This window comes from Hyphomicrobium sp. (assembly GCF_035548195.1).
Taxonomy (GTDB): domain Bacteria; phylum Pseudomonadota; class Alphaproteobacteria; order Rhizobiales; family Hyphomicrobiaceae; genus Hyphomicrobium_B.
The window spans coordinates 185,885-209,832 of sequence record NZ_DASZTY010000013.1 but is presented as its reverse complement, the minus strand read 5'-3'; the positions used below and the strand labels follow the sequence as shown (position 1 = coordinate 209,832).

The 23,948-nt window shown below is 59.5% G+C and carries 19 protein-coding genes; 10 read left to right on the top strand and 9 right to left on the bottom strand.

Features of this window, described 5'->3' with window-relative positions; translation table 11 throughout:
* Positions 1–48 precede the first annotated feature (48 nt).
* The 4 genes from aroQ to VHB22_RS04000 form a co-directional block, all read right to left on the bottom strand.
* Positions 49–504, bottom strand: coding sequence for a type II 3-dehydroquinate dehydratase (aroQ, locus tag VHB22_RS04015; protein ID WP_325455667.1), 456 nt, complete (start codon positions 502–504; stop codon positions 49–51).
* Between the two features lie 162 nt (positions 505–666).
* Positions 667–1,530: a DsbA family protein gene (locus VHB22_RS04010; protein ID WP_325455666.1), complete on the bottom strand. Its 864-nt coding sequence runs from the start codon at positions 1,528–1,530 to the stop codon at positions 667–669.
* 32 nt (positions 1,531–1,562) lie between these two features.
* A complete protein-coding gene (locus VHB22_RS04005; protein WP_325455665.1) occupies positions 1,563–2,969 on the bottom strand; it encodes a M48 family metalloprotease in 1,407 nt (468 codons plus the stop codon).
* 226 nt (positions 2,970–3,195) lie between these two features.
* Positions 3,196–6,234, bottom strand: a complete 3,039-nt coding sequence (locus VHB22_RS04000; protein WP_325455664.1) for an Rne/Rng family ribonuclease — start codon at positions 6,232–6,234, stop codon at positions 3,196–3,198.
* 769 nt (positions 6,235–7,003) lie between these two features.
* On the opposite strand from VHB22_RS04000, the gene VHB22_RS03995 reads away from it, so the two are divergent.
* The 3 genes from VHB22_RS03995 (at position 7,004) to prfB (ending at position 12,244) form a co-directional block, all read left to right on the top strand.
* Positions 7,004–8,263: an N-acetylmuramoyl-L-alanine amidase gene (locus tag VHB22_RS03995; protein WP_325455663.1), complete on the top strand. Its 1,260-nt coding sequence runs from the start codon at positions 7,004–7,006 to the stop codon at positions 8,261–8,263.
* 151 nt (positions 8,264–8,414) lie between these two features.
* A complete protein-coding gene (locus tag VHB22_RS03990) occupies positions 8,415–10,988 on the top strand; it encodes a penicillin-binding protein 1A (RefSeq protein ID WP_325455662.1) in 2,574 nt (857 codons plus the stop codon).
* Between the two features lie 121 nt (positions 10,989–11,109).
* A protein-coding gene (gene prfB / locus VHB22_RS03985; protein WP_325455661.1) for a peptide chain release factor 2 occupies positions 11,110–12,244 on the top strand; the annotation gives its coding sequence in 2 pieces (ribosomal slippage) (positions 11,110–11,178 and positions 11,180–12,244; 1,134 coding nt in all).
* Positions 12,245–12,266: 22 nt separating this feature from the next.
* Here prfB and VHB22_RS03980 read toward each other — a convergent pair.
* Both VHB22_RS03980 and VHB22_RS03975 read right to left on the bottom strand, forming a co-directional pair.
* Positions 12,267–12,656, bottom strand: coding sequence for a tautomerase family protein (locus VHB22_RS03980; RefSeq protein WP_325455660.1), 390 nt, complete (start codon positions 12,654–12,656; stop codon positions 12,267–12,269).
* Positions 12,657–12,795: 139 nt separating this feature from the next.
* Entirely contained in the window at positions 12,796–13,110 is a 315-nt protein-coding gene (locus VHB22_RS03975; RefSeq protein WP_325455659.1) for a hypothetical protein, read from the bottom strand.
* Positions 13,111–13,338: 228 nt separating this feature from the next.
* Between VHB22_RS03975 and VHB22_RS03970 the strand changes: the two genes are divergently transcribed.
* The 4 genes from VHB22_RS03970 (at position 13,339) to VHB22_RS03955 (ending at position 16,668) form a co-directional block, all read left to right on the top strand.
* Positions 13,339–14,262 carry a class I SAM-dependent methyltransferase gene (locus VHB22_RS03970; RefSeq protein WP_325455658.1) on the top strand — a complete coding sequence of 308 codons (924 nt, stop codon included), beginning with the start codon at positions 13,339–13,341 and terminating at the stop codon, positions 14,260–14,262.
* Complete coding sequence (locus VHB22_RS03965) at positions 14,259–15,071, top strand: RNA methyltransferase (RefSeq protein ID WP_325455657.1); 813 nt, start codon at positions 14,259–14,261, stop codon at positions 15,069–15,071. Before VHB22_RS03970 ends, VHB22_RS03965 begins: the two co-directional genes overlap by 4 nt.
* Positions 15,072–15,073: 2 nt before the next feature.
* Complete coding sequence (locus tag VHB22_RS03960) at positions 15,074–16,012, top strand: 50S ribosomal protein L11 methyltransferase (protein WP_325455656.1); 939 nt, start codon at positions 15,074–15,076, stop codon at positions 16,010–16,012.
* A 71-nt stretch (positions 16,013–16,083) separates the two neighbouring features.
* Positions 16,084–16,668, top strand: coding sequence for an NnrU family protein (locus VHB22_RS03955; protein WP_325455655.1), 585 nt, complete (start codon positions 16,084–16,086; stop codon positions 16,666–16,668).
* A gap of 8 nt (positions 16,669–16,676) precedes the next feature.
* Here VHB22_RS03955 and VHB22_RS03950 read toward each other — a convergent pair whose 3' ends face one another.
* The 3 genes from VHB22_RS03950 to VHB22_RS03940 form a co-directional block, all read right to left on the bottom strand.
* Positions 16,677–17,315 (bottom strand): hypothetical protein, encoded by a 639-nt coding sequence (locus VHB22_RS03950; RefSeq protein ID WP_325455654.1) that lies wholly within the window; start codon positions 17,313–17,315, stop codon positions 16,677–16,679.
* Positions 17,312–18,490 carry a sialidase family protein gene (locus tag VHB22_RS03945; RefSeq protein WP_325455653.1) on the bottom strand — a complete coding sequence of 393 codons (1,179 nt, stop codon included), beginning with the start codon at positions 18,488–18,490 and terminating at the stop codon, positions 17,312–17,314. The genes VHB22_RS03950 and VHB22_RS03945 overlap by 4 nt, the downstream gene beginning before the upstream one ends.
* Positions 18,491–18,610: 120 nt before the next feature.
* Positions 18,611–20,281 carry a L,D-transpeptidase family protein gene (locus VHB22_RS03940; RefSeq protein ID WP_325455652.1) on the bottom strand — a complete coding sequence of 557 codons (1,671 nt, stop codon included), beginning with the start codon at positions 20,279–20,281 and terminating at the stop codon, positions 18,611–18,613.
* Positions 20,282–20,636: 355 nt separating this feature from the next.
* On the opposite strand from VHB22_RS03940, the gene panB reads away from it, so the two are divergent.
* The 3 genes from panB (at position 20,637) to VHB22_RS03925 (ending at position 23,873) form a co-directional block, all read left to right on the top strand.
* Positions 20,637–21,518 (top strand): 3-methyl-2-oxobutanoate hydroxymethyltransferase, encoded by an 882-nt coding sequence (gene panB, locus VHB22_RS03935; protein WP_325455651.1) that lies wholly within the window; start codon positions 20,637–20,639, stop codon positions 21,516–21,518.
* Positions 21,519–21,676: 158 nt separating this feature from the next.
* Entirely contained in the window at positions 21,677–22,486 is an 810-nt protein-coding gene (locus VHB22_RS03930; protein ID WP_325455650.1) for a tetratricopeptide repeat protein, read from the top strand.
* Positions 22,487–22,625: 139 nt separating this feature from the next.
* Positions 22,626–23,873, top strand: a complete 1,248-nt coding sequence (locus tag VHB22_RS03925; protein ID WP_325455649.1) for a PQQ-binding-like beta-propeller repeat protein — start codon at positions 22,626–22,628, stop codon at positions 23,871–23,873.
* Positions 23,874–23,948: the final 75 nt, after the last annotated feature.

Sequence of the window (23,948 nt, the reverse complement as noted above, 5' to 3'; positions counted from 1 at the left end):
GGTTTATCCGTTTGCGTCCAACTTATAGACCAAGTGTGCACATATGCGTCACGCCTTCTTGGCGGCGTTGCCGAGGATATTCGCCATGGCCTCGACCGCGAGTTCGTACCCCTTGCCGCCCAGGCCGCAGATGACGCCCGTTGCCGCAAGGGAGATGTAAGAATGCTGACGAAACTCGTCGCGGCGAAAGATATTGGAGAGGTGCACCTCGATCACCGGCAGTTCCGAGGCCTGCAAGGCATCGAGAATGGCCACGGAGGTATGCGTATAGCCGCCGGCATTGATAATGATGCCTTTGGCTTTCGTGCGCGCCTCCTGAACCCAATTGACAATCTCGCCTTCGACGTTCGACTGACGAAAATCGATTTTCAGTCCATGGGCGCCGGCGACTTTCTCGGTGCGCGCACGCAGATCCGCTAACGTCTCGCTACCGTAAATGGCGGGCTCGCGGACGCCGAGCAAATTGAGGTTGGGGCCGTTCAGGACGTAAACGAGTGGGGTCATGATTTGGAGAGTGCTCGGGCGCCGGACCCAGGGCCAGACGCGATTGTGCGGAGCCCAGGGTCTATCAGCTTTCCCTGCGTACGCAAAGTGAGCCCCGGAGCCTCACCTAATTCGATCCCCGGAGCCCCAAATAGCCTGAAGCGGCGATGCGTTAGCGCCAGATCAGCACATCCCGCAACCTTCCTTCCGGAACTCGCTGACCAGCGTCTCAAGCTGGTCATGCAAGTCGTCTGGGGCCCCGGGTATTGCCTTGGTACCGACCAGGAAGTGCGGCGTGCCGTTGATGCCGAGCCTTTTGGCGAGCAGTAAATCGTTCTTAAGCTCGTTCTTCACGTCGTCGCTCGCCATGTCGGTCTTGATCTTGTTCATGTCGAGCCCGAGTGATTGCGCGACCTTGAGCGCGGACGCTTCATCCGCATGTCCTCTCGCGCCCAGCAGGAGCTGATGGAATTTCCAGTATTTGTCTTGCCCCTGCCGCTTGACCGCGAGCGCAACGCGAGCGGCTTCCTCCGAGCCCTTCGAGAGAATGGGCAGTTCTTTGAAGACGAAGCGGATCTTCTTGTCTTTCTTAAGCAGCGTTTGAACTTCGGGCAGTCCGCGCTTGCAGTAGCCGCAATTGTAATCGAAGAATTCGACTACCGTGATATCGCCATCGGGATCGCCCGCGACAGAGGCATTCGGATCACGGAAGATCTTTTTGCCGTTGTCCGTCATGAAGGTTTTCAGCTTGGCCTCTTGATCTTTTTGGGCCTTCTCATCGAGTGCATTCTGCACGTCGATCATGACCTCGGGATTCTTGATCAGGTAATCCTTGATGATATCGCCAAGCGCTTTTTTCTGCTCGTCGCTGAAAACCGATCCGCCTGCGGTCGGAGCGATTGTTTCAGCCTGCGCCGTGCGGCCCCAACCGCCAATCACGCCGGAGGCGAACGGCAGAAGCAGCGCCAGTCCGCCTGCAAGGAGGACGAGCGCAGACGATCTGCGCGTCATGGCCAGACGTTTGTTCCAGATGGTTTTCAGATTCATGGATTTCATCTCACTAAGGGGCCGGGGCGAACTCATGTCTGCGGCTTGTAATTGATAATGTCGTCATTTTTCAACCACTCGGGTGAACCCGCACGCAACCGGGATTGAGCACGCTTGGCGAAGATTTGAGCTTGTTTGACGTTACCTTCGTAAAAATACGCCTGCGCGATCATCGCGTCGGCTTCAGGAGCTTTTCCCTGTTTGTAGTAGGCGTTGGCGAGAAGCCGGTAGGCTTTCCCATTTTGATCAACGATGAGAGATTTTCGAAGTAGATCAATGGATTCCTTGGTATCTCCGGCGTCGCCATCCGCTTGAAGTGCGTCCGCGAGTTCAACTTCTATCAATGGGCTTCCCGTCGCAAGTTTCAAGGCTTGGCGCAAATCCGGAATAGCCCGGGCCTTTTTCCCTGCGCGCATCAACAGATCGGCTTTGAGTTCATAAAAATACGGATAGTTCGGATTCTCATGAATCATTCCCTCGATCTGCTTGATCGAGCTGTCGAGCGCGCCTGGACCGCCCTTGAAGTAGGTCGCAATGGCGCGCGCGTACCGCCCGGGCAATGAGGTGTCGCTCGCTGGATAGCGATTGAAAACGGTCTCGGGACTTTCGAGATAGCCCGAGAGCTTCGCGCGCATCAGATCGTGGCGAAGCTGAAGCGACGGAGGATCCTTCTTGTTGACGTAGGGACTCGCTGCGACGAGCGCGCTAAGCCGCGCTAGGCGCTCGACCGAGAGCGGATGCGAACGGATGAACGGATCCTGCATGTCTTCGGACAGGTATTCCTGCTGCTTGAAACGTTCGAACGTGTCGAGCATTCCGCGCCCGGACTGTTTCGTCGCCGTCAGATATTTCAATCCGGCTTGGTCGGCGGCGGATTCCTGCGAGCGCCGCTCCGCGAGAAGACCCTTCATGATGATGTTGGTGCCACCCTGCATGATGGCTTGGCCGCCTTCCGCCGTTTGACGTCCGTTTGAACCTCCTGAAACGCCCCCGGCGACCATGGCACCGAGACCGAGGACCTGGGTAAGAAGCGCCCGAGTCTGGTCCTTCGCGATGCGAGCTCTAAGCGCCGCCATGTGTCCACCGGCGATGTGGCCGCTTTCGTGGGCGATGACCCCGATCACTTCGTTCGGCGTCTGGGCTTGCATCAGCGTGCCTGTGTGGATGAAGACGTGCGCGCCATCGAGCACGAAGGCGTTGAACGTGTCGTTATTGACGACGCGCACGGTGACGCGTCCGCTTCCGAATCCTGCGGCGGCGAAAATCGGTTTGGCGTAGTCCTGAAGGAGAGCCTCGATTTCGGCGTCCCGGATGATTGGGAGTCCTTGCGCGCGCGCGATATTCGGCGCGCTTGAAGCACCGATCACGGCCGCGAAAAGTATCAGAAGCGCATGGCGCATGATCGCGTCTATCGGAATGGCTTTGCTCGTACACGGCATATGGCGTGCCCTAATCTCGATATGTGTCTCGAGACACCATGCGCACTAAAAGTATGCGGTGAGCCCGGCCGGGTCAAACGCTGGCGTTTTGGGCTTTTAACAACGGTCATCATAATGGGGCGCGAGAATGGCAAAATACATTCCGCATGTTCGGAAGCATTCGCGCCCATAGAAAAAGCCGGAGCTTTGCGGCTCCGGCTTCCTTTCGAAATCGAAACTGAACCGGTTATTCACCGCCAAATTTTCGCTGCCACCAACCCTTGCGTTGGGGCGCGGGAGCCGTTTCGGTTGCCGCGCTCTGCTCGCCGGGACCGACAACGACGCGCTCGATGCGAGGCTCGCTCGATCCGACTTCATGACGGCGACGAACCGGCGCCGAACGTGCAGCTGGTTCTTCTACAACTGGCTCTTCCGCCGCTGGGCTTGCCGTCTCCAACCGAGCCGGCTGCTCCGATGCCCGTACATTGTCGTCGCCGTTTGCCGCTGACGGAACGTCCCAAACACGGCGCGAACGCCTGACCGGCGTCGCCGGAGGTGTCTTGTCGTCCTCGGTATTCAGGTCCCCGGCGGCTTGGATCTCATCTGTTGCAGCCTCGGACATGTCGTTCCGCTCATCTTCATCAAAGTCCGGCTGCACGGCATCGGAAGCGGCGGCATCTTCCGCGCCGGTTGATGCTTCTGCAGCATCATCGCGTCCGCGCTCGCGTCCGCGTCGCCCGCCGCGCCGGCCGCGACGTCGTCTCTTATTCGGTTTTTCATCCGAGCCGTTAGCTGCGGCATGCCCGTCTCGATCTTCGTCGTCGACAGAAGGCTGATCACCGGTGCCCGCAATGATAGCGCCGCCCGCATCTTCGTCGTCCTGCAGGCCAACGTCGCCGCCGGTGCTTGCGTCTTCGTCACGCTGTTCGGATGCGGCGTGTTCGCGATCGTCGCCGCGCGCGCCCCGTCCGCGACGCCTGCGCCGGCGTCCGCCGCGGCGGCCCGAGCCTTCGTCTCCGTCTCCGCGCTGACCATTGCGGTCTTGCGGGGCAAAGGTTTCGCCTTCGTCGACGATTTCGATAGCCGTTTCGGCTTCGGACGCATCAATACCTGTCTCAGCGTCGCCGTCGAAGCCCCAGTCCATGTTGACTGCTGCTCGTTCGGCACGGCGAACGGGGAGGGCCGACGGTGCTCCACGTTCGACCGTGAAGTTCGCGCCTTGCATGCGATCGCTGCCAAGCACGGTGATCGTGTAACCGTGGCGCGCTTCCATGTCGGCGATGTAAGGCCGCTTGCTATTGAGAACGTAAAGCGCAACTGCGGGCGTGGTCGTCGCAATCAAAGGCCCGTTTGCGCCAGCCGTGATGACATCTTCGATGCCGCGCAGCACAGCGAGTGCGATGCTCTCCGTCGAGCGGATAATGCCGGTACCTTGACAGTGCGGGCATTGGGATGTCGATCCCTCCAACACCCCCGTCCTGAGCCGCTGACGCGACATTTCCATCAGGCCGAAATGCGAAATTCGGCCAAGCTGGATGCGCGCGCGGTCAAACCTCAACGCGTCCTTAAGGCGACGCTCAACGGCGCGATTGTTGCGCTTCTCCTCCATGTCGATGAAGTCGATGACGATCAGACCGGCAAGGTCGCGCAACTTCAATTGACGAGCGATTTCGTCTGCCGCTTCGAGGTTTGTCGCAAGCGCGGTCTCTTCGATGGAAAATTCTCGCGTCGACTTTCCTGAGTTCACGTCGATCGCAACGAGGGCTTCCGTCTGATTGATGACGATGTAACCGCCCGATCGCAGCGTCACCTGCGGCTGGAACATCGCGTTGAGCTGACGCTCGACACCATAGCGCGTAAAGAGTGGTGTCGGGTCGCGATAAGCCACGACGTTCTTCGCGTGGCTCGGCATCAGCATTTTCATGAAGTCGGCGGCTTCCTGATGCCCCGCTTCGCCCGCGACGACGATTTCTTCGACGTCCTTGTTATAGAGATCGCGGATTGAACGCTTGACCAGGTCGCCTTCCTCATAGACCAGGCTTGGCGCCGTCGATTGCAGCGTCAGTTCGCGGACGCTTTCCCATAATCTGAGCAAGTATTCGAAATCGCGTTTGATCTCTTGTTTCGTCCGCGCCGCGCCTGCCGTTCGGATGATGAGCCCCATTCCTTCAGGAACCTCAAGCTCCTGTGCGATGGCCTTGAGTCTGCGACGATCCTGCGGGTTCGTGATCTTGCGTGAGATGCCGCCGCCACGCGCCGTGTTCGGCATCAAAACGGTATAACGGCCGGCAAGCGACAGATACGTCGTCAGCGCAGCGCCTTTGTTGCCTCGCTCCTCCTTTACGACCTGGACGAGAATGATCTGGCGCCGTTTGATGACTTCCTGGATTTTATAGCTGCGTGGACGGCGGCGCTGACGCGGACGCGGGCCCTCGCGAAGCTCTCGAACGGAGCTTGTTTCCTCGGGATCGTCATCCTGCGCCTCGCGGTGATGATTTTGATCGTGATCGCGATGATCTTCGAGATGGTGGTCCGGGCCGTCGCCGTCAGCAGTCTCGTCAGGCGTTTCGGCGGTGACATCGTCGCCTTGCTGCCATTGCTCTTCGGACGGCTGGTCTTCATCTCCGCTAGCGTCGTCATTTGCCGCGGCCGTCGCTACGTCCGCCGAATCCGCATCGTTATTTGCCACCGGCGCGTCGGCTTCGGACTCTGGAGCGGTTTCCGTCCGGATCTCGCTCGACGTGCGGCGCACGGCGGAGGCCATGACCTTGACGGGTTCCTCGCCGTCTTCGTCGCCGCCGATCTCCTCAATGTGCTCGTCTTCTTCGACGTCGACGATGTGCGAGGATTCAACCGTTTCGTCGGCTTGCCCAACGTCGCCGAAATCGTCACTGGCGGACTCGGGGCGCGTGTCGTCCGTGCGGGCGCTGCGCTCGGAATTGCGCCGTGCCAAGGCTTCGGCGCGCCGATCGGCGGCCGCCTCAAGTTCGGCTTCCGCTGCCGCCTCCTCGTCAAGCAGCGCCTGCCTGTCGGCGACAGGGATCTGGTAGTAATCCGGGTGGATTTCGTTGAAGGCGAGAAAGCCGTGCCGATTGCCGCCGTAGTCCACAAAAGCCGCCTGTAACGACGGTTCTACACGGGTCACCTTCGCGAGATAAATGTTGCCCCGAAGGAGTTTGCGCGCGGCGCTCTCGAAATCGAACTCCTCTACCCGGCCGTTGCGTTGGACCACGACCCGAGTTTCCTCCGGGTGCGTGGCGTCGATAAGCATTTTTGTATTTGACATCGATTGTATTCCTTGGCGCGCCGAAGCGGCTCGCATCCTCGGCCGCGAAAAGCGGCGGCAATTGCGAGATTTCTTTGGCGGCGCGTTGAGTTGGGAAAGTGTGTGGAAGTGGAAATGGGCCGGGGCGCTTTCTGCAGCATTCTGGCTCCGGCGGCGCGTGTGCGGCTCACCGGAACGGCCAAGCATGCCGTCCGGCCATTAGTCCGGGCGACGGTCCTGGGGATGGTGCGAGTTGTCGTCATGGCCTGTCGTGTAGTGCCCGGCTGCACGCTCGACGAAGCCAAGCGGTCACCGGGAAAAGGGTTCTGCAACGCATACGCGTCGCGTTGGATCGAATGGCCGCCCGGCGGCCTGTGCAGTACCCAAGAATGGGCCGGGTCGGCCGGCACAAAGTCTTAATCTTTGACACGCGGTCGCCGGAGACCAGCCGCCAAAGCGCATTTTCCCGAGCGATGCTGATACTCCCGTGTGCACGCTCCGGGCAGATGCGATCCGTGCGCTCTGATTACCTGTGAAAGCGGAGCTTTTGCTCTGCAGCAGGCCGACCAGGATACGCAAGCGCTTACCGAGTCCACCTAAAAAAGGTGTGTCTTCAGCGCCACCGAATATAGTGAAAGTCTACGAGGTCACTCTCAGGCTGGCAAGTAATATAAAACAAGGTCTGGGATATGGCCCCGATAATGGGCTAAGACTTATATCATCTCTGAAAACAAAGCCTTAACGCCTTTCCATTGGGTCGAGCGTTTGGGGCGGCGAGGCGTCGGGGGGCATGCGGGGGCTTGCAGAACGTTTGTGGAACCGGCTGGGGCAGCCGCTGCTCCTCATCGGTCTGGCTCTTATCCTAACCGAGCCATGTCTGGCCCGCTCGTCGCCCGGCGCGGAAGCTACAGCGGTCCGTATCCTCGATACCGGCAAGTCCACGACCTTCGAACTGACGCTCAGCAAAGGGCTTACGGCGGAGGTCTACACGCTGGCGCATCCATACCGTGTGATCCTCGACCTCCCCGACCTCACGTTTCGATTGGACCCAGCGGCCGGGAAAACGGGAAAGGGGATCATATCAGCGTTTCGCTACGGGCTTTTTGCAGAACATAAAGCGCGCGTCGTTCTCGATACGAGCGGCCCGGTCCGCATAGCATCGGCCGGCATGACACGAGTGCCGGGGAGCCGCGCCTTGAAGTTGGCCATCGTGCTGACCCCGATGGATGCGGGTGCCTTCGGCGCAGGCACCGGGGCGACGCTCGCATCCGCCTCGCCTGCCGACATTCCGCCAAGCACTGCACCGCCGGAGAAAGCTGACCGCAAGCACAAGGACCACGCCAAGCCGGTCGTCGTCATCGATCCCGGACACGGGGGCATCGATCCGGGCGCCATCGGCGCCAATAATGTCGCCGAAAAATCGATCGTCCTCGCGGTTGCTCTGCAACTCAAGGAAGCTCTTAAGAAGACACACCGCTACGTGGTCAAGATGACCCGCACCGACGACGTATTTGTCTCGCTCGATAAGCGTCTCAAGTATTCAGCCGACAACAACGCCGACCTGTTCATTTCGCTGCACGCCGATTCCATCGAAGGGAAAATGCTGGGTGATTCGATCCGCGGTGCGACGATCTATACGCTTTCGAGCAAAGCATCCGACGAACAGGCGCGCATCATGGCCGAGAAGGAAAACGCTTCCGATCTCATCGCCGGCGTCAATTCCGTCGACGAAAACGGAAGCGAAGAGGTGAAGAATATTCTCATCGACCTGCTGAAGCGGGAAACCTCGAATTTTTCCTCCGATTTCTCGCACGTGCTGATCAACAAGCTACGTCCAGCGATCACACTCGCCCGAATCCCCAGGAAATCGGCTGCTTTCAAGGTGTTGAAGCAGACACACGCGCCGTCCGTGTTGATCGAACTTGGATATATGAGCAACGTCAAGGAAGAGCAGGAAATGATGACTGTTGCCTGGCAATCGAAGGTGGCGGCGGCAATTGCCTCGGCTGTGCAAACCTACTTCAACAAGCGAACAGTCGCGCAACCATGACTTTGAGGTGGGTTATCGACGACGTGCTGCCACATTCAACGCTATTGTTCGCCCATCCGGGTTGTTTTTGCTGCGCCGCGGAAATAAACGTAGGCTGGCTCACCATCCGCAAAGCGTAAGCCAGCGATAGACTGACGGAATCTGCCATTTGATGCGCGCGCCAACGCTGCCGCCGCCTGCGGCGCCCAGAAGACGGAAAAAGCGGCGCAAGAGCCTGCTGCTGAGCTTTCTTGGCTTCAGCTTTGCGACGGGCGTGCTGCTCTTTATTGCGGGATCGGCCGTTGCCGGATTTCTTGTGTGGCAGGCGTCGCGGGACCTGCCGGATTATGAAAGCTTGTCGAAATACGAACCGCCCGTCATGACGCGCATTCACGCGCATGACGGCTCCTTGATTGCCGAGTTCGCGCGCGAGCGCCGCATTTTTGTGCCGATCAATGCTGTTCCGAAGCGGGTTATCGGGGCTTTCCTGTCGGCGGAAGACCGGCGCTTCTACGAACACGGCGGGGTCGATTTCCAGGGCATTCTCCGCGCGGTCTTCGCTGCCGCCGAAGCCAAGCTCCATGGCTCCAACAAGCGCACACAAGGCGCTTCGACGATCACGCAGCAGGTGGCGAAAAACTTCCTGTTGACCAACGAGCGTTCGATCCAGCGCAAAATCAAGGAGGCAATCCTCGCCGTTCGTATCGAGAGTGCATATTCGAAGGACAAGATCCTCGAACTGTATCTCAACGAGATATATCTCGGCATGAATTCCTACGGCGTCGGTGCGGCGGCGCTTACGTATTTCAATAAAGAACTGAACGACCTTACGATCGAGGAAGCGGCATATCTTGCGGCGCTTCCGAAGGGTCCCAACAATTACAATCCGTTCCGTCAAAAAGCGCGCGCAGTCGAACGGCGGAATTGGATCATCGGCCAGATGGCCGAAAACGGCTATATCACCGAGGAAGAAGCCGAAGCGGCCAAGAAGAAACCGCTCGTCGTCAATATACGTCCAACCGGTGCACGCATATCGACAGCCGAATTCTTCGCTGAAGAGGTCCGCCGAACGCTGCTCGCCAAATATGGCGAAGAAAAACTATATGGTGGCGGATTGTCCGTTCGGACCACGCTCGACCCGCATCTGCAGCAGCTTGCAACGACGGCTCTGATAGACGGTCTCGTCAAGTTTGATCGCAAACGGGGCTGGCGCGGTCCGGTTGCAAAAATCGATATCAGCGGCGATTGGGGTGTCGCGCTCGGCAAGATACATAGCCCCGCCGATATTAAACCGTGGCGCTTGGGCGTGGTCCTGGAAGCGCAGAAGACGAAGGCCATCATCGGGTTTAAGCCGGCGCGTCAGCAGGATTCGACGCTCGCCAAGGACCGCGAGGCCGTTGAAGTCTCCCTCGACGAGATGAAGTGGGCGGCCTACCAGCACGGCAAAAGGATCAACGTCAAATCGACGGCCGATATCGTAAAACCGGGTGACGTTGTCTACGTCGCGCCGAAGGATCCGAATAATATCCAAGGTGCCTGGTCGCTGATGCAGATCCCGAAGATCGGTGGCGGCCTGATCGCTATGGACCCCAACACCGGACGTGTGCTGGCGATCGTCGGCGGGTTCTCTTACGACCTCAGCCAATTCGATCGCGTTATCCAGGCGAAGCGGCAGCCGGGCTCGTCGTTCAAGCCATTCGTCTACGCAGCCGCAATCGACAACGGCTACAAACCGACATCGATCATTCTGGATGCGCCGATAGAGATCGATCAGGGGCCGGGCCAGGATATTTGGAAGCCGGAAAACTACGACGAAAAGGACGTAACAGGCCCCGAGACGTTGCGTTTCGGCATCGAGCATTCGCGCAACCAGATGACGGTGCGGCTGGCTCAAGATCTCGGCATGCCCCTCATCATCGAATACGCGAAGCGGTTCGGTATCTACGATGATATGCTGCCGGTCCTGTCGATGTCGTTGGGCGCGGGCGAAACGACACTGCTTCGCATGGCCACCGGCTACTGTATGCTCGCGAACGGCGGCAAGGAAGTGAAGGCGACTCTCATCGATCGCATTCAAGATCGCTATGGCCGCACGATCTGGCGTCACGACGAACGCCAGTGCATGGGCTGCACCGCCGACCATTGGGCGCATCAGGCCGAACCGCAACTGATCGACGATCGTCGACAGATTATCGATCCGCGTACGGCCTATCAAATCACCTCTATCCTTGAAGGCGTCGTGCAACGCGGTACGGGCAAGGTTTTAAGATCTCTCAACCGTCCCATCGCAGGCAAAACCGGCACGACGAACAAGGAAAAAGATGCGTGGTTCATCGGTTATACGCCGAACCTGGTTGTCGGCGTGTACATGGGCTACGATACGCCAAAGCCCATGGGGCATGGCAGCACCGGCGGCATGCTGGCGGCACCGATCTTCGGCGAGTTCGTTAAAAACGCGCTCGGTGACTCCCCGCCAGAGCCATTCCGCGTACCGCCCGGTATCAAGTTCGTTCGCGTCGATCTCAAGACAGGATTGCGCGCCTCCGCTGACGATACCAATACCATTATGGAAGCGTTCAAGCCTGACGAGGAGCCGGACGACGGCTACTCGATGATTGGGTTTGCGAACACGACAGCCGACGCGACGGCGGCAGGCGCTCCGCCGGCGCAAGCCGCGATACCTCGACCGCCGCCTCCGCCACCGGAGCGCACCGACGGCGGACTTGCACCGAATGGCTTCTGGTAAGCCGCGCGCATTGCCGCGCCGCCCCGGCACACATTTACAGGCTGGCCACGGCTGACTATTACCTTCGACCTCTGATTTGTATCGCTCCATCACATTGAACCACACGGGTTCCGGAGGCTTCATGCGCGCAGAAGCGCAAAAAATATCCGACGACATCCAGGAGGCGATCGCCCTCCTGAGGAGGTCTCTTTGACTGGGACACGGCGGAAGATCGTCTCGCTTCGCTGAACGCGAAGGCCGAAGATCCAAGCCTCTGGAGTGATGCAAAAAACGCCCAGAAGGTGATGCGCCAGCGCCAATCGCTTGATCGCGCGGTATCCGAATTCAAACGCCTGCAACGTGACTATGAAGACGCTTTGACCCTCATCGAGCTCGGCGAAGCCGAGAAGGACGAGGCAAGCATTGCCGAAGGCGAAGCAGCCCTGCAGCGCATCGACAGGGAGGCGCATCTGCGTTCGGTCGAAGCGATGCTGTCGGGTGAAGCCGACGCCATGAGCACTTATATCGAAGTCCACGCCGGCGCCGGCGGCACCGAAAGCCAGGATTGGGCGTCGATGCTCGCGCGCATGTATGCGCGCTGGGGAGAGCGTCGCGGCTACAAGGTCAAGCTCGTTGACGAAAGCGCCGGCGAAGAGGCGGGCATCAAATCCGCGACATTCGAGATCGACGGCGAGAATGCTTACGGCTGGCTGAAGACGGAAGCAGGCGTCCACCGTCTGGTGCGGATCTCGCCATTCGACTCGAATGCGCGCCGCCATACGAGTTTCGCATCGGTAACGGTCTATCCCGTCATCGACGATACGATCGAAATCGATATCAATCCGTCCGACATTGACATTTCGTTTGCGCGGTCGTCTGGCGCCGGCGGCCAGCACGTGAACCGGACCGAATCCGCAGTGCGCCTCGTGCACAAGCCGTCGGGTATCGTCATTTTTGCGCAGGAACAGCGGTCGCAGCACCAAAACAAGGACATCGCGCTCAAGCGTCTGAAGGCGCGGCTTTACGACTTGGAGCTCAAGAAGCGGGAGGCGAAAGCGACCGCAGAGCAGGCAGCCAAGACCGACATCGGATGGGGTCACCAGATCCGGTCATACGTGCTGCAGCCCTATCAGCTCGTGAAGGATTTGCGCACGGGCGCGCAGTCGACGAACCCAGACGAGGTTCTCGATGGGGATATCGATCCCTTCATAGAAGCGGCCTTATCGCAGCGGCTGAAGGGCGGCGGCGAGCAAGTTGTCGTCGACGATATCGATTAGAGCGCCGCGGTTGACCGGCGCGTTATAGCTCGCCGGTCAGGAACTGCGCGCGGCCAAGTCCGAATGACCAATCTTCGTCCGTGCACGTCACCATGTTCATCATCACATCGGTTGGCGCAATGCCGCAGCTCTTTTGAAGTTCTTCTACGGTCAGCCGATAGAATTGCTCTTTCTGCTCTCGCGTCCGCGGGCGCGTCGTGACCTGGATACATACGAATTTCTCGGTACGCGGGATGTTTAGGCCTGTGTCCTCCATGATCATCGTCGCGGGGTCGTGCTCGTGCACGATCTGATAGCGGTCGCGCTCCGGAACCTTGAACGCCGCGAGCATGGCACGATGCAACGCATCGAGCAGCGTCTTCTTTTCCGCAGCGGTGCGGCCCTTGTAGAGGTCGATTCTGAGGAGAGGCATGGAGATCCTTTCGATGCGCAACGGATGATTGCACCAAGAATTCAGCTCACAGATAGGCACATTTGCGCTGATGCCAAAGTCGCGCAATCGCCGCACGACGTAAATGCGGCGGACATTCGGCTGTTTACCTAGGGATCGATTATTGACCTGCGCGGAACCAGGAGGGACCGCTCAACGGCGCTCCCGTAAAGCTGCTGCGCGCCGGTGGCGGCTTTATTTCCCAAGGCGGGCGCCCCGTATCGTCGTCTGAGCTATTGTTGCCGCCGCTGGAGGTCACGCCGAATTGCAGCCCTCCGAGAGGGCCGCTCAGAGGCTTCTCGTCGGGGTCCTGGAATTGAGCCGACCCGTCGGGATTCGTGCCGCCCAATGACGTCGTTTCGAACGCCAAAGCTCCGCCGGAAACGGCAATCGCTGCTGCAAACGCCGCGCCCGCGATATAATGATGAATTCGCATAGACTCGCTCGCTCCCGCATGCCTGTCACGCACACTTATCTCTTTGAATACCCTGCGTTTGAGCAGGTACGGTGGCAAGATTTCGCATTTTTCGTCGGTGTGGCCTGAGGGTCACGCGTTGGAAGCCGAAGCAAACGGGGCCCCCGTAAGCCCTGACGCCTCCCATTTCCCTGCTTTCGTGCTAAGCCGCGTGAGACGTGACCTATCCTCTGGACTTTCTTTTCGCTGATGCCCCCCGACAGGCTGCAACTCATCACCTCCGACGGCTTTCCCGACTACGCCTTGCTCGACGCCGGCGGTGGACGGAAGCTCGAACGTTTTGGCGAAATTCTCGTCGATCGGCCGGAGCCGCAGGCGCTGTGGCAGCCGCAACTGCCGAAAAATGAGTGGCGTAAGGCACACGCTGTTTTCTCGGCATCGGGTGAGGATGAAGAGAAAGGCAAGTGGCGCGTCGACAAACACGTGCCTGACGCGTGGCCGGTGCGGATACCGCTCTCTGAGAGAAAGGAAGCGACGACCGAGAGCGTCACCATGCTCTGCAAGCTCGCCGGGCTTTGGCATCTTGGATTGTTTCCCGAGCAGGCTCCGCACTGGGACTGGATGTTGTCGCGCCTCGCAGCCATCAAAGGTGAACGGCCGCGCGTGCTCAATCTTTTCGGCTACACGGGGGCAGCGTCGCTGCTGGCCGCCAAGGCCGGCGCCGAGGTGACCCACGTCGACGCGTCTAAAAAGGCAATCCAGTGGGGAAAGGAAAATCAGGCGGCGTCGAAGCTTGATGGAGTGAAGATTCGCTGGCTTCTCGACGACGCCGCCAAGTTCGTGGCGCGCGACGTCAGACGCGGCAAAACCTATCATGTCATCCTCGTCGATCCGCCGAAGTTCGGGCGTGGTCCCGACGGCGAAGTCTGGGATCTTTTCAAGAATTTGCCGAGTCTGCTGAGCGACGCCGCCAAGCTGTTGGCGCCGTCACATGCCGCGATGGTGTTGACCGTCTATGCCATTCGCGCGTCCGCGCTCGCTTTTGATCAGCTGTTGCAGCAGACGCTCAATGACACACGCGGCCAATTCGAGTGCGGCGAATTGGCGATCCGTTCGTCGAGCGGGCACATGGTGCCGACATCGTTGTTCGTGCGCTGGAGCCAACGGGCATGAATGCGCCGAAGCCGATCACCAGCCTGACCAACGATCGCGTCAAGGCGATCCGTGCGCTCGAAATGCGCAAGATGCGCAAGGAAACGGGCTTGTTCGTTGCGGAAGGGACATCGCTTCTCGTAACGGCGCGTGACAACGGTTTCGTTCCCGAGACGCTTGTGTATCAGGCGGGCGCGGCAGCAAGTGGCATCGCGCGCGGACTGGTAACGCACGCACTCAAATCCGGCGCCGAGGTGCTCGAAGTTTCCGAAGCCGTTCTCGCGAAGCTTGCGTCGAAAGACAATCCGCAGACAGTCCTCGGCGTTTTCAAGCAGCGTTTCATAGCGCCTCCGAGACCGAATGAAGTCCCAGCGAACGAGACATGGCTCGCGCTCGAAGAAATTCGCGATCCCGGCAATCTCGGCACGATCATCCGCACGGCCGATGCGGTCGGATGCGGGGGTATCATACTTGTCGGTACGACGTGCGATCCCTACGCACTCGAAGCGATCCGCGCAACCATGGGATCGATCTTCGCCGTTCCAATAGCAAAGATGAATCACGCAACGTTTCTTCAACTCGCGAGGGACTGGCCGGGCGACGTGATCGGAACGCACCTCACCGCGCGTGATGATTTTCGTGGCGAGGACTATCGCGGTCCGCAATTGATCGTCATGGGCAGCGAAGGCCCGGGTCTGTCCAGCAGCGCCGCAGCCGCGTGCAGCAAGCTCGTCAAAATACCGATGGCCGGAAAGCTCGACTCTCTCAACCTCGCAATAGCTACCGCGCTTATGCTCTATCAGGTCCGCGGACCACATCTGAAGCTCTGACCATGCGCATTGAATATCATCGCACGCTGATTGCGGACGAGGTTCGCAACGATGCGTTTTTTCGCGCTCTAAAATCGCTGATCGTGCCGGGCAAAACGATGGTTGCCGATATCGGCGCGGGAACGGGCCTCCTTGGACTGATGGCTTCGAAGCTTGGAGCGAAAGAAGTCTTTCTTTTCGAAACGGCCGAGGTGGCAGGCGTTGCCGCCCAGGTTCTGAAAGCGAACAGAGCCAAGAACTGTCACCTCATTCCTTGCCACTCGACCGAGTTCGACGATCGGCTCTCAGCGGACGTCATTGTTTCTGAAACGCTCGGGAACTATGCACTGGAAGAAAACATCATCGGCACACTTGCCGATGCGCGCAGCCGGTTTTTAAAGCCCGGCGGCGCGATCGTCCCTTCGCAGATTGCCCAATATGTTTCGCCCGTCGTCTCGGCACGGATCGATGACGAGCTACGCGCTTGGGGACGTATCGGACACGGGCTTGATCTCGGTCCGGCACAAATGATGACGCTGAACAACGCCTATGTCCGGCTTGTTCAGCCCTCGGAGTTGCTTGACGATGGAGCAAGCGCCGTGGCGTGGGACGCAGTCGATCTGAGGCGCGAGACGCGCGCGAAACGAAAGGGGCGCGCCGAATGGCGCGTCGCAAAGCCAGCCACCGTTTTCGGCTTCGCTGTGTGGTGGACAGCGGAGCTTGTTGCGGGCGTTTCGTTGTCAACGGCCCCCGCGTCGCCGCGAACACACTGGGAGCAACTTTATTTTCCGCTGACGAGGCCTGTACAAGTCAAAGCGCGCGAGCAGATCGCAATAGAGCTGCGTTCCAATTCCTCAGAGGAGGCGGGGACACACCTCGCATGGACGGCGGTCCACGAGAATGCGCAGGGCGCCGTGCTTTCGCGACAGGCACACGATCTCAACAAGGGTTATTTGCCGTAAAACGGCATGCTCGGGCTGCCGCCGTCAATCGATTGGTGTTATAGGGCCGCAATGCGGGGAGGACTCTTATCATGATGGTACTGATCGTCGGTCTGATCTTGTTTCTCGGCATTCACCTGCTGCCGACGTCACCGGAACTACGCGACGGGCTGAAAGAGCGGATCGGAGCCGTCCCCTATCGGGTGATCTTCTCGCTGCTGTCGATCGCGGGGCTCATTATCATCATTCTTGGCTATCATAAGCTGCAACTTCACCCCGGAAAGAATCCTGTTCTGTGGCAGCCGCCTATTTGGAGCCGGCATATCGCGATCGCGCTGATGTTGCCTGCAATGATTTTGCTGGTTGCCGCTGTAATCCCCTCGCGCATCCGGACGGCGGCTCGGCACCCGATGCTGGCTGCGATCAAGATCTGGGCGTTTGCTCATCTTATCGCGAATGGCGATCTCGGTGCGCTTTTGCTTTTCGGATCATTCCTCGCCTTCGCGGTCTACGATCGTATCTCGATCAAACGGCGTGGCGCTGCGGCGTCACATGGTGCTGCTCTGATGCCTCCGGGGCCGATGAACGACGTCGTCGTCATCGGCCTTGGGATTGCACTCTACGCTGTGCTTCTGTTTGGCGGGCATCAATGGTTGATAGGCGTCTCGCCGCTCTAGAGCGGCCGTCACGCAACGGCGGGGGCTGTGACGCCTGATCTCAACTTGCGAATAAGCCAGCCACCAAAGATCGCGATCCACGCGCCGGCGGCGAGTGCCCAGGCAACCGGATCGATGACGTAGTCCCAGAGGTTGAGACTCCTCCCGGCGCCGAGCAGGAAGCCAAGAATGCCGATGTCGAGCGCCGCAACGATGAAATAAAACCGTCTGTACAGCGCGTACGCAAGTAGGATGACGAGCGCGGCAGGCAGCAGATATCCGCTATAGCCCAGAACGTACGGATCATAGTTCAGGAAACCGACGGCTCCGGGATAAAGCAATATCCCCGCGATCACGAGCATGGCGGTACCAAACCGGTATTCGGCGCTTCGGCCAAATGTTCGTCCCGTTATCGCGCTGAACGCATAGACCGCCAGCAACAATAGTCCGGGTGCCGAGGGACGTTCGATCGCCGACACGATCCATTCGAATCCCGAGCGGGTCGAGATCGGAATAAGTGTGGCCGCGACAATAGCCGCAAGGCCAATGCCAATGCCAATGCGCTTCGAAGGACTGAGGCGTAGAACACAGCTTAATGCCGCTGCCGCAATAAAGATCAGCAGCGCGGCGCTTGACCGATCGAGGAGATAGTTGACGCTTGCCGTCATTTCGGGGCCGCCGAAATTTGAGAATTATGCTCGACCCAGGCGCTCGATACGCGAACGTGCTCGATGGATTTGCGTGGGCGTGAAAAGACGACGTCGAACTGTCCCGGCTCCGACTCGACGAGGAACGGGTAGGCGACTTCGTCTCCGGCAATCTGCTCCTGTTTTTGAGCGAGCGTCCCGATCCGGCGCAGCACACTGCCGTCGAGATTGGCGAAAGCAAGTTTGACGTTGCGCTCGTCATCGGGATCATCGTTGAAAGCGAGGAGAATCCGAGTGTCGTCATAGCGGATCGCGGCGATTGGGCCTCCGGGATTAGGAAGCTCGGTCGGCGCGGGAATAGTCCACGTCAGCCCTGCGTCGTTCGTGCGCGAAATGAGGATGCGCTGTGGTCGCCCATTTTTTAATCGTCGAACGAAAGCGATCGCCGTCTTCGGGCCGGTCGGAACAATCGCGGGCTGATAGCCGACTTCCCCGCCGTTACCCATGCGGCGCCGGTCAATGATGCGACCGTCTTTGTTGAGAATGAACATCACGGGGTATTTGGTGTCCATCTCGTGATAGGCCGGAAGCGCGATGCGATCGCCGGAAAGGCGGATCGGCAATGCCTTCGTCAGATGCGACATGTTGAGAAAGGGAGATGCGTAGAGCCTCTCCGCGGGCCCCCACGTCTGGCCATTGTCATGGCTGCGCATCAACATGATTTCACATGTCGCCCAACCACTGAGCCGAGACGCAGCGAAGAACAGCCAGATTTCAGTCGGCGACCGCCGGAACGGAACCGGATTAGCGAGAGACTTAATCGCAAGCCCGGCGTCTCGCGTGACGGTCCTGCTGTTTGTGACGACCTTTGTCGGTGACCAGTTTGTGCCGTCAAAGCGTGCCGATACGAGTTCGGCATTGTTGGCGCCTTCGTAGACGGCGCGATACCAGAATGCGAGTAAGCCTGTTGGCGTCTCGATGATTGACGGTCCGTGGACGAAATCCTTTTCGCCGGGGGGCGTGATAACTTCGCTCGTCAGCTTCAGACTGCCGCGGACAGGCGCTTTCGGAACGTCGACCACAAAAGTCCACGGCGCAACGCGGTTCGCCATTCCACGCACAAGCAAGACGGCCAAGACGCCGGAGCAGAGGAAGATCGCCCACGTCGCGAGCGTGCTGGCGGTATGTTTTTTCACAAAGCGTACCCGTCGCCGTTGATCTGGGCCGGTATAGTTGGGTACCGGACGATGTCAACGAATGGCTGAGCTTATAACCGTCGGCTTTTCGGCTGAATTCGAAGCAATGTGCCCCGATTGTCACTTCGTGAGAACCACGAACTCCGTGCCGCTGCCGTTTTCGTTCTGCGGCAGCTCGCGATCGGAAACGATGAGCGATGCGCCAGGCCGTGCACGCTCCGTGATCATTGCGAGAATGTCGTCGGGAATCGTGAACGTGCTCAGAGCCGCTTGGGCCATGCGTACGTTTATCGGTTCGGAACCGGAGGACGCGTCACGGCCCTGTCGTTTGCGCAATTCGTCCAGAAACGCCCTGCTCGGCGAGGGCGTTTGCGCGCTGGTTAAACGCCAGTCGAATGTATTCGGATTGGCCGCGTAGCGCATCGCGGTAAACACGTGCGTGCCGACCGGACCAGGCATGGCATTGATCGCGATGGGGGCTTCGAGTACCGGCTCGAAGCCCTGGCGAACATAGATACGCTGTGCGCGCAAGCTGACGAACACCGAAATCGGCTTTGAGCGGAGACGAGCCTCCTTGTTGGCGTCTGCGAGGGCACGTTGGGCGGATAACACATTTGTCTGCGCATCCCGAACGGCATCCGCCGCCGCATCGCGCGCGGCTTTTGCCGCCGAATAACGAGCTTGGACTTCGGCGAAGTTCAGTTCGCTTATGGCGGCGTCCTTGCGCGAAGCATCAGCGGCGCGCGTCGCGTCGAGGACAGCATTCTCGAGTGCGATTTCACGCTCGGGCGAGACTTCCGGTTTGGTGTCCGCAGCCGCCGTCGCCTTCATATATTCTTCGAACGCGCGGATGGCCTGCTGCTGTTTTGACTCGACCGATTTAACGGCGGCGCGCAGCGGCTCAATGCCCTTTTCTGCACTTTGCAGTTTGTCCTTGGCAGTCGCGAAGTCTTTGTTTGCTTCATCGTTTCTCGTCTGCGCCGAAGTTACGTCTGCCTGGGCCGTTTTGAGAGCCGCCTGCAGGCTCGCGAGCTTGTCGTGCAGTATCTGATCGGCTTCGGCGCGCGTCGTCGGACGCCGCTGCGGATCGCGCGGCATGTCGGCCACCGCGCGTGCAAGCGCAGGGGAAATGCCGATCAAAAGCGGCAGTTCTTCAAGCGCATCGCTGGTCGGTCCGTCGACCTTGTCGTTGACGGCAACGCGGGAACGCTTTTCCGACCCCATTTTGAGCGCGGTCGCATCGTCGAGCGGCAGGGGCTTGAAGAGCTTTGGACTGGTGAACGCGACCGGGGTCGGATCGTCGTATGCGATCACAACGCGGTTGCCGATCTTCGTAAGCCCATACAGCCGCCGCGCGAAGCTGTAGGGAAGCCTGACGCAACCGTGCGACGCGCGAAACCCGGGAACGACGCCGGCATGAAGTGCGATGCCTGACCATGTCACGCGTTCCATGAACGGCATGCTGGCGCCGGAATAGATGTTGCTCCGATGCGTAACGTTTTTTTCCAGGATGGTGAACACACCCGTTGGTGTCGAAAATCCCGGCCTGCCGCTCGATATGCGCGATATCGCGATCTGCCCGTCGGCGTCGAAGACGCGCACACGCTGCTTTTTTATCGAAACGACGAGAATAAGGGGAGAATCCGGTTTCGGTGCGGTAATCGGAGTGCTGGAGCGCGATGATTTTGGCTTGGCGCTCGCGGCAGGAGCAACTGCGAGCGCGAAAGCAGCCGCAAAAGCCGCTACGTAGCGGAGTGTCCTTGGCCTTGAATGTTTGCCCAAGCGACGCACGCGATCACCCGACGCTGAACGAACCCGCATCCGCCAATGTGCCAAATCTCAACGTGATGACATCGGTGGTGCCCTATGTTCGGTTATAAGACGACGTTCGGTCACCGCAATGCGGGTCGAACCCCGCGGATACAAACGAGATCTAATCTGTTGCACCAACTCCACGTTTTTGACGTGGAATTGGTTTGTTGTGCATAGGCTGTGGTTAAATTCAGCAATCTGCTAGACTTTCACCGGCGTGTGCGCTGGCGGCATCGCCGGGAGTTCACTAAACTCCATTCAATATGGTGTCGCTTACATTGAAGCGGCATCGCTGTGCATTCGGAAAACGGATGCGAGAAACGATCGGAGAACGATGTCCATCCATTTTAAGCGCCGCCGGCTGATGGCGCCCGACATTGCGGCCAGGAAGGGCGGCGAGCCTATCGTGGCGTTGACGTCCTACCACGCGCACACTGCCGCGATTGCGGATAACCATTGCGATTTTCTATTGGTCGGCGACAGCCTGGGCATGGTGATGCACGGCTACGAGTCGACTGTGCCTGTACCGCTCGATTTGATGATCATGCATGGCCGCGCGGTCGTCAGAGGGTCGAACAAAGCCCTTGTCGTCGTCGATATGCCGTTTGGCACTTATGAAGAAAGCCCCCCAATTGCGTTTCGTAATGCGGCACGGGTGATGAAGGAAACCGACTGCGGCGCCGTCAAACTCGAAGGCGGACGGCGAATGGCCGAAACCGTGCGCTATCTCGTCGATCGCGGCATTCCCGTCATGGCGCACATCGGGCTGACGCCTCAGTCCGTCAATGTCCTTGGTGGATTCAAAACCCAAGGGCGCACAGTTGATCAGTGGCATGCGATAGAAGAAGACGCCCGCCTTGTCGCCGAAGCCGGGGCGTTTGCCGTCGTTCTTGAAGCGTTGACGGCGCCATTGGCCGAGCGGATTACCAAGGCGATCCCCGTTCCAACTATCGGCATTGGTGCGTCTCCCGGATGCGACGGCCAGATCCTCGTGATGGAGGATATGCTCGGGCTGTCTCCAAGCGTGCCCAAATTCGTTAAGAAGTTCGGAGCTATCGGGGCGGCGATCGATCGGGCTATTGGAGCCTACGCCGATGAGGTTCGTGCCCGGACGTTCCCGGGGCCTGAGCACACCTATTCGCTTAAGACGGATGAGGCCGAGAGGCAGCCGTCGCCTCAAAGAGCCACGAAAAAGCCGAAGACTCCGAGCACTTAGCAGGTTCCACGGCAGGGAACTGTTGGCCAATGTCGCCGAATTTGCCCGCAGGGCTTGCCCCCGGCGGCTGCTTCGCTATCTATGCCCGCCAAGTGGGATCGACCGGTGGTCTGGCCCGCGTCACAATGTTGAAGCCGCCGGGAGCTTAGGGACATACGATGGCCGATGAACACGACAGTCTGCTGCGCGAGGTACAGGAGGAAATCCGCCGCGAGCAGATGGAGAAGATCTGGCAGAAGTACAACGGCCTGATTGTTGCCGCCGCGGCTCTGATTATTCTGAGTGTCGCCGGTTACAAATATTGGGAAACGCGCCGGGTCGCAGCGGAAGAGCAGGCTGGGGCAACATTCGCGGCTGCCGAGAACCTCAGCGACGATAAGAAAAAAACGGAGGCGGAGGCAGCCTTCAAAAAGATCGCGGATAGTGGCCCCGCCGGTTATGCGGCTCTCGCAAAGCTGCAGCTCGCAGGCGCTCAGGCCAAGGCCGGGAAAACCGCCGATGCCGTCGCGACATTCGACTCCCTGGCAAAGGATACGCGCGCGGACAACCTGTTGAGAAGCTATGCACAACTTCAGGCTGCGTCGCTTCGGCTGTCGGATGCGGACTATGCGGAAATCCAGAATCGTTTGAAACCTCTGCTCGGCGATGATGCTCCGTTCGATAAAAGCGCGCGCGAACTCCTCGGCCTCGCGGCATTCAAGGCCAAGAAATACGACGAGGCGCGTAACTATCTCGAACCATTGCTCGTCGATCCCAAAGCCCCCCAAGGGCTCCAGGCTCGCGTAAAGGTGGTGATGGCGGACATCGCGTCGTCGGAAGTGGCAAGCAAGACCAAGCCGGCGGCCGCCGCGCCCGCGAAGGATTCGGCGCCCGAGGCGAAAACCGGCGAGAAGCCGGCCGAAGCCGATGCCAAGACGACGACCGGGCAGGCAAAGGGGACTGCGGCAGATACGACCAAAAAGCCGTAGTGCAACGGGGGCGTATGACGGGAGAGGAGAAAGCGGCTTGAAGAGGGGGAGAAGCGACAGGCGCCTTTGCGCATTGCCGTTGCTGGCTGTCTTTGTTGCGGCTTCTCTGCTTGCAGGGTGCGCGGGGCAAGGCCCGACGTTGCCGAAAATTTCGGAGCTCAACCCGTTCAAGGAAAAGCAAACACCGCTGCCGGGCCGGCGAATTCCGGTCATCGAGACGACCGAAAGCCTGTCGGACAATCTTGCCGATGCGGATAAGCCGATCGCACTTCCCCCGGTCCACACCAACGACGATTGGCCCCAACCTGGCGGCGAGCCCAATAACGTCACCGGCAATTTGGCTCTAGCCGGTGCGCTTCATCAGATGTGGAGCGCAAGCGTTGGAGAAGGGTCGTCCAAGACGGGTCGCGTAACGGCAAGTCCGATTATCTACGGGGGCCGCATCTACACGCTTGATGCGGCTGCGAACCTTTCGGCCTTTTCGCTCTCGGGCAGCAAGGTCTTCTCGGTCTCGACGAAACCAGAGGGCGAAGTAGGGCTCGGCGGATACGGTGGCGGACTCGCGGCCGAGAATGGCCGCCTTTATGTCGCCAATGGCTACGGTGTCGTCGCCGCCCTCGATCCGCAAAGCGGCAAGACGATCTGGATGAAGAATGTCGACGTGCCGGTGCGCGCAGCACCGACCGCCGCGGGTGATCGCCTTTACGTCATAACGATGGACGGACGCTTCTATTGTTTCAGCGGCATCGACGGGTCGGAAATCTGGTCGGCGCGAGGCTTGCCGCAAACCGCGAGCTTGATGACATCGACAAGCCCTGCCGTCGAGGGAGACATGGTCGTCGTGCCGTTTCCGTCGGGCGATATCATTGCCTATAAGACATCTGACGGTAGCGCCGTCTGGACCGAAAACCTCGCCCGGACGCGGCAGACGTCGCAGATCGCATCGATGAGCGATGCGGCGAGACCCGCAATCGACAACGGAGTGGTGTTCGCCGTCGGTCACGCCGGCAGGATGATTGCAGCGCAAGCGAAGAACGGTGAACGCCTGTGGTCATTAACCATCCCGAGCTCGCAGCCGCCGTGCGTGGCGGGCGATACGATTTACGTCGTCGATACGGAGGGCCGCGTGCTGGCGCTTGCGCGGTCGAGCGGCAAGACTCGATGGACGATGAAATTGCCCAAGGCCAAATCCTGGGCGGGGCCCGTGCTGGCGCAAGGAACGCTCTGGTTAGTGTCCGATGCAGGCCAGGTTGTCGGCGTCGACGCCATGACGGGCAAGCTTGGGAACCAGATGAACCTCGGTGAAGCGGCCTTCATTCCGCCGATCGTGGCGCAGGGGCATATGTTCGTATTGACCGACTCCGCAAAACTGATCGCTCTCAACTAGGAATTGAGCTAGAGACGCGCGTATCGCCCTCCCGGCAGGGCGGTCTTACCGCAATTCAATCGTTCGACGGCCATT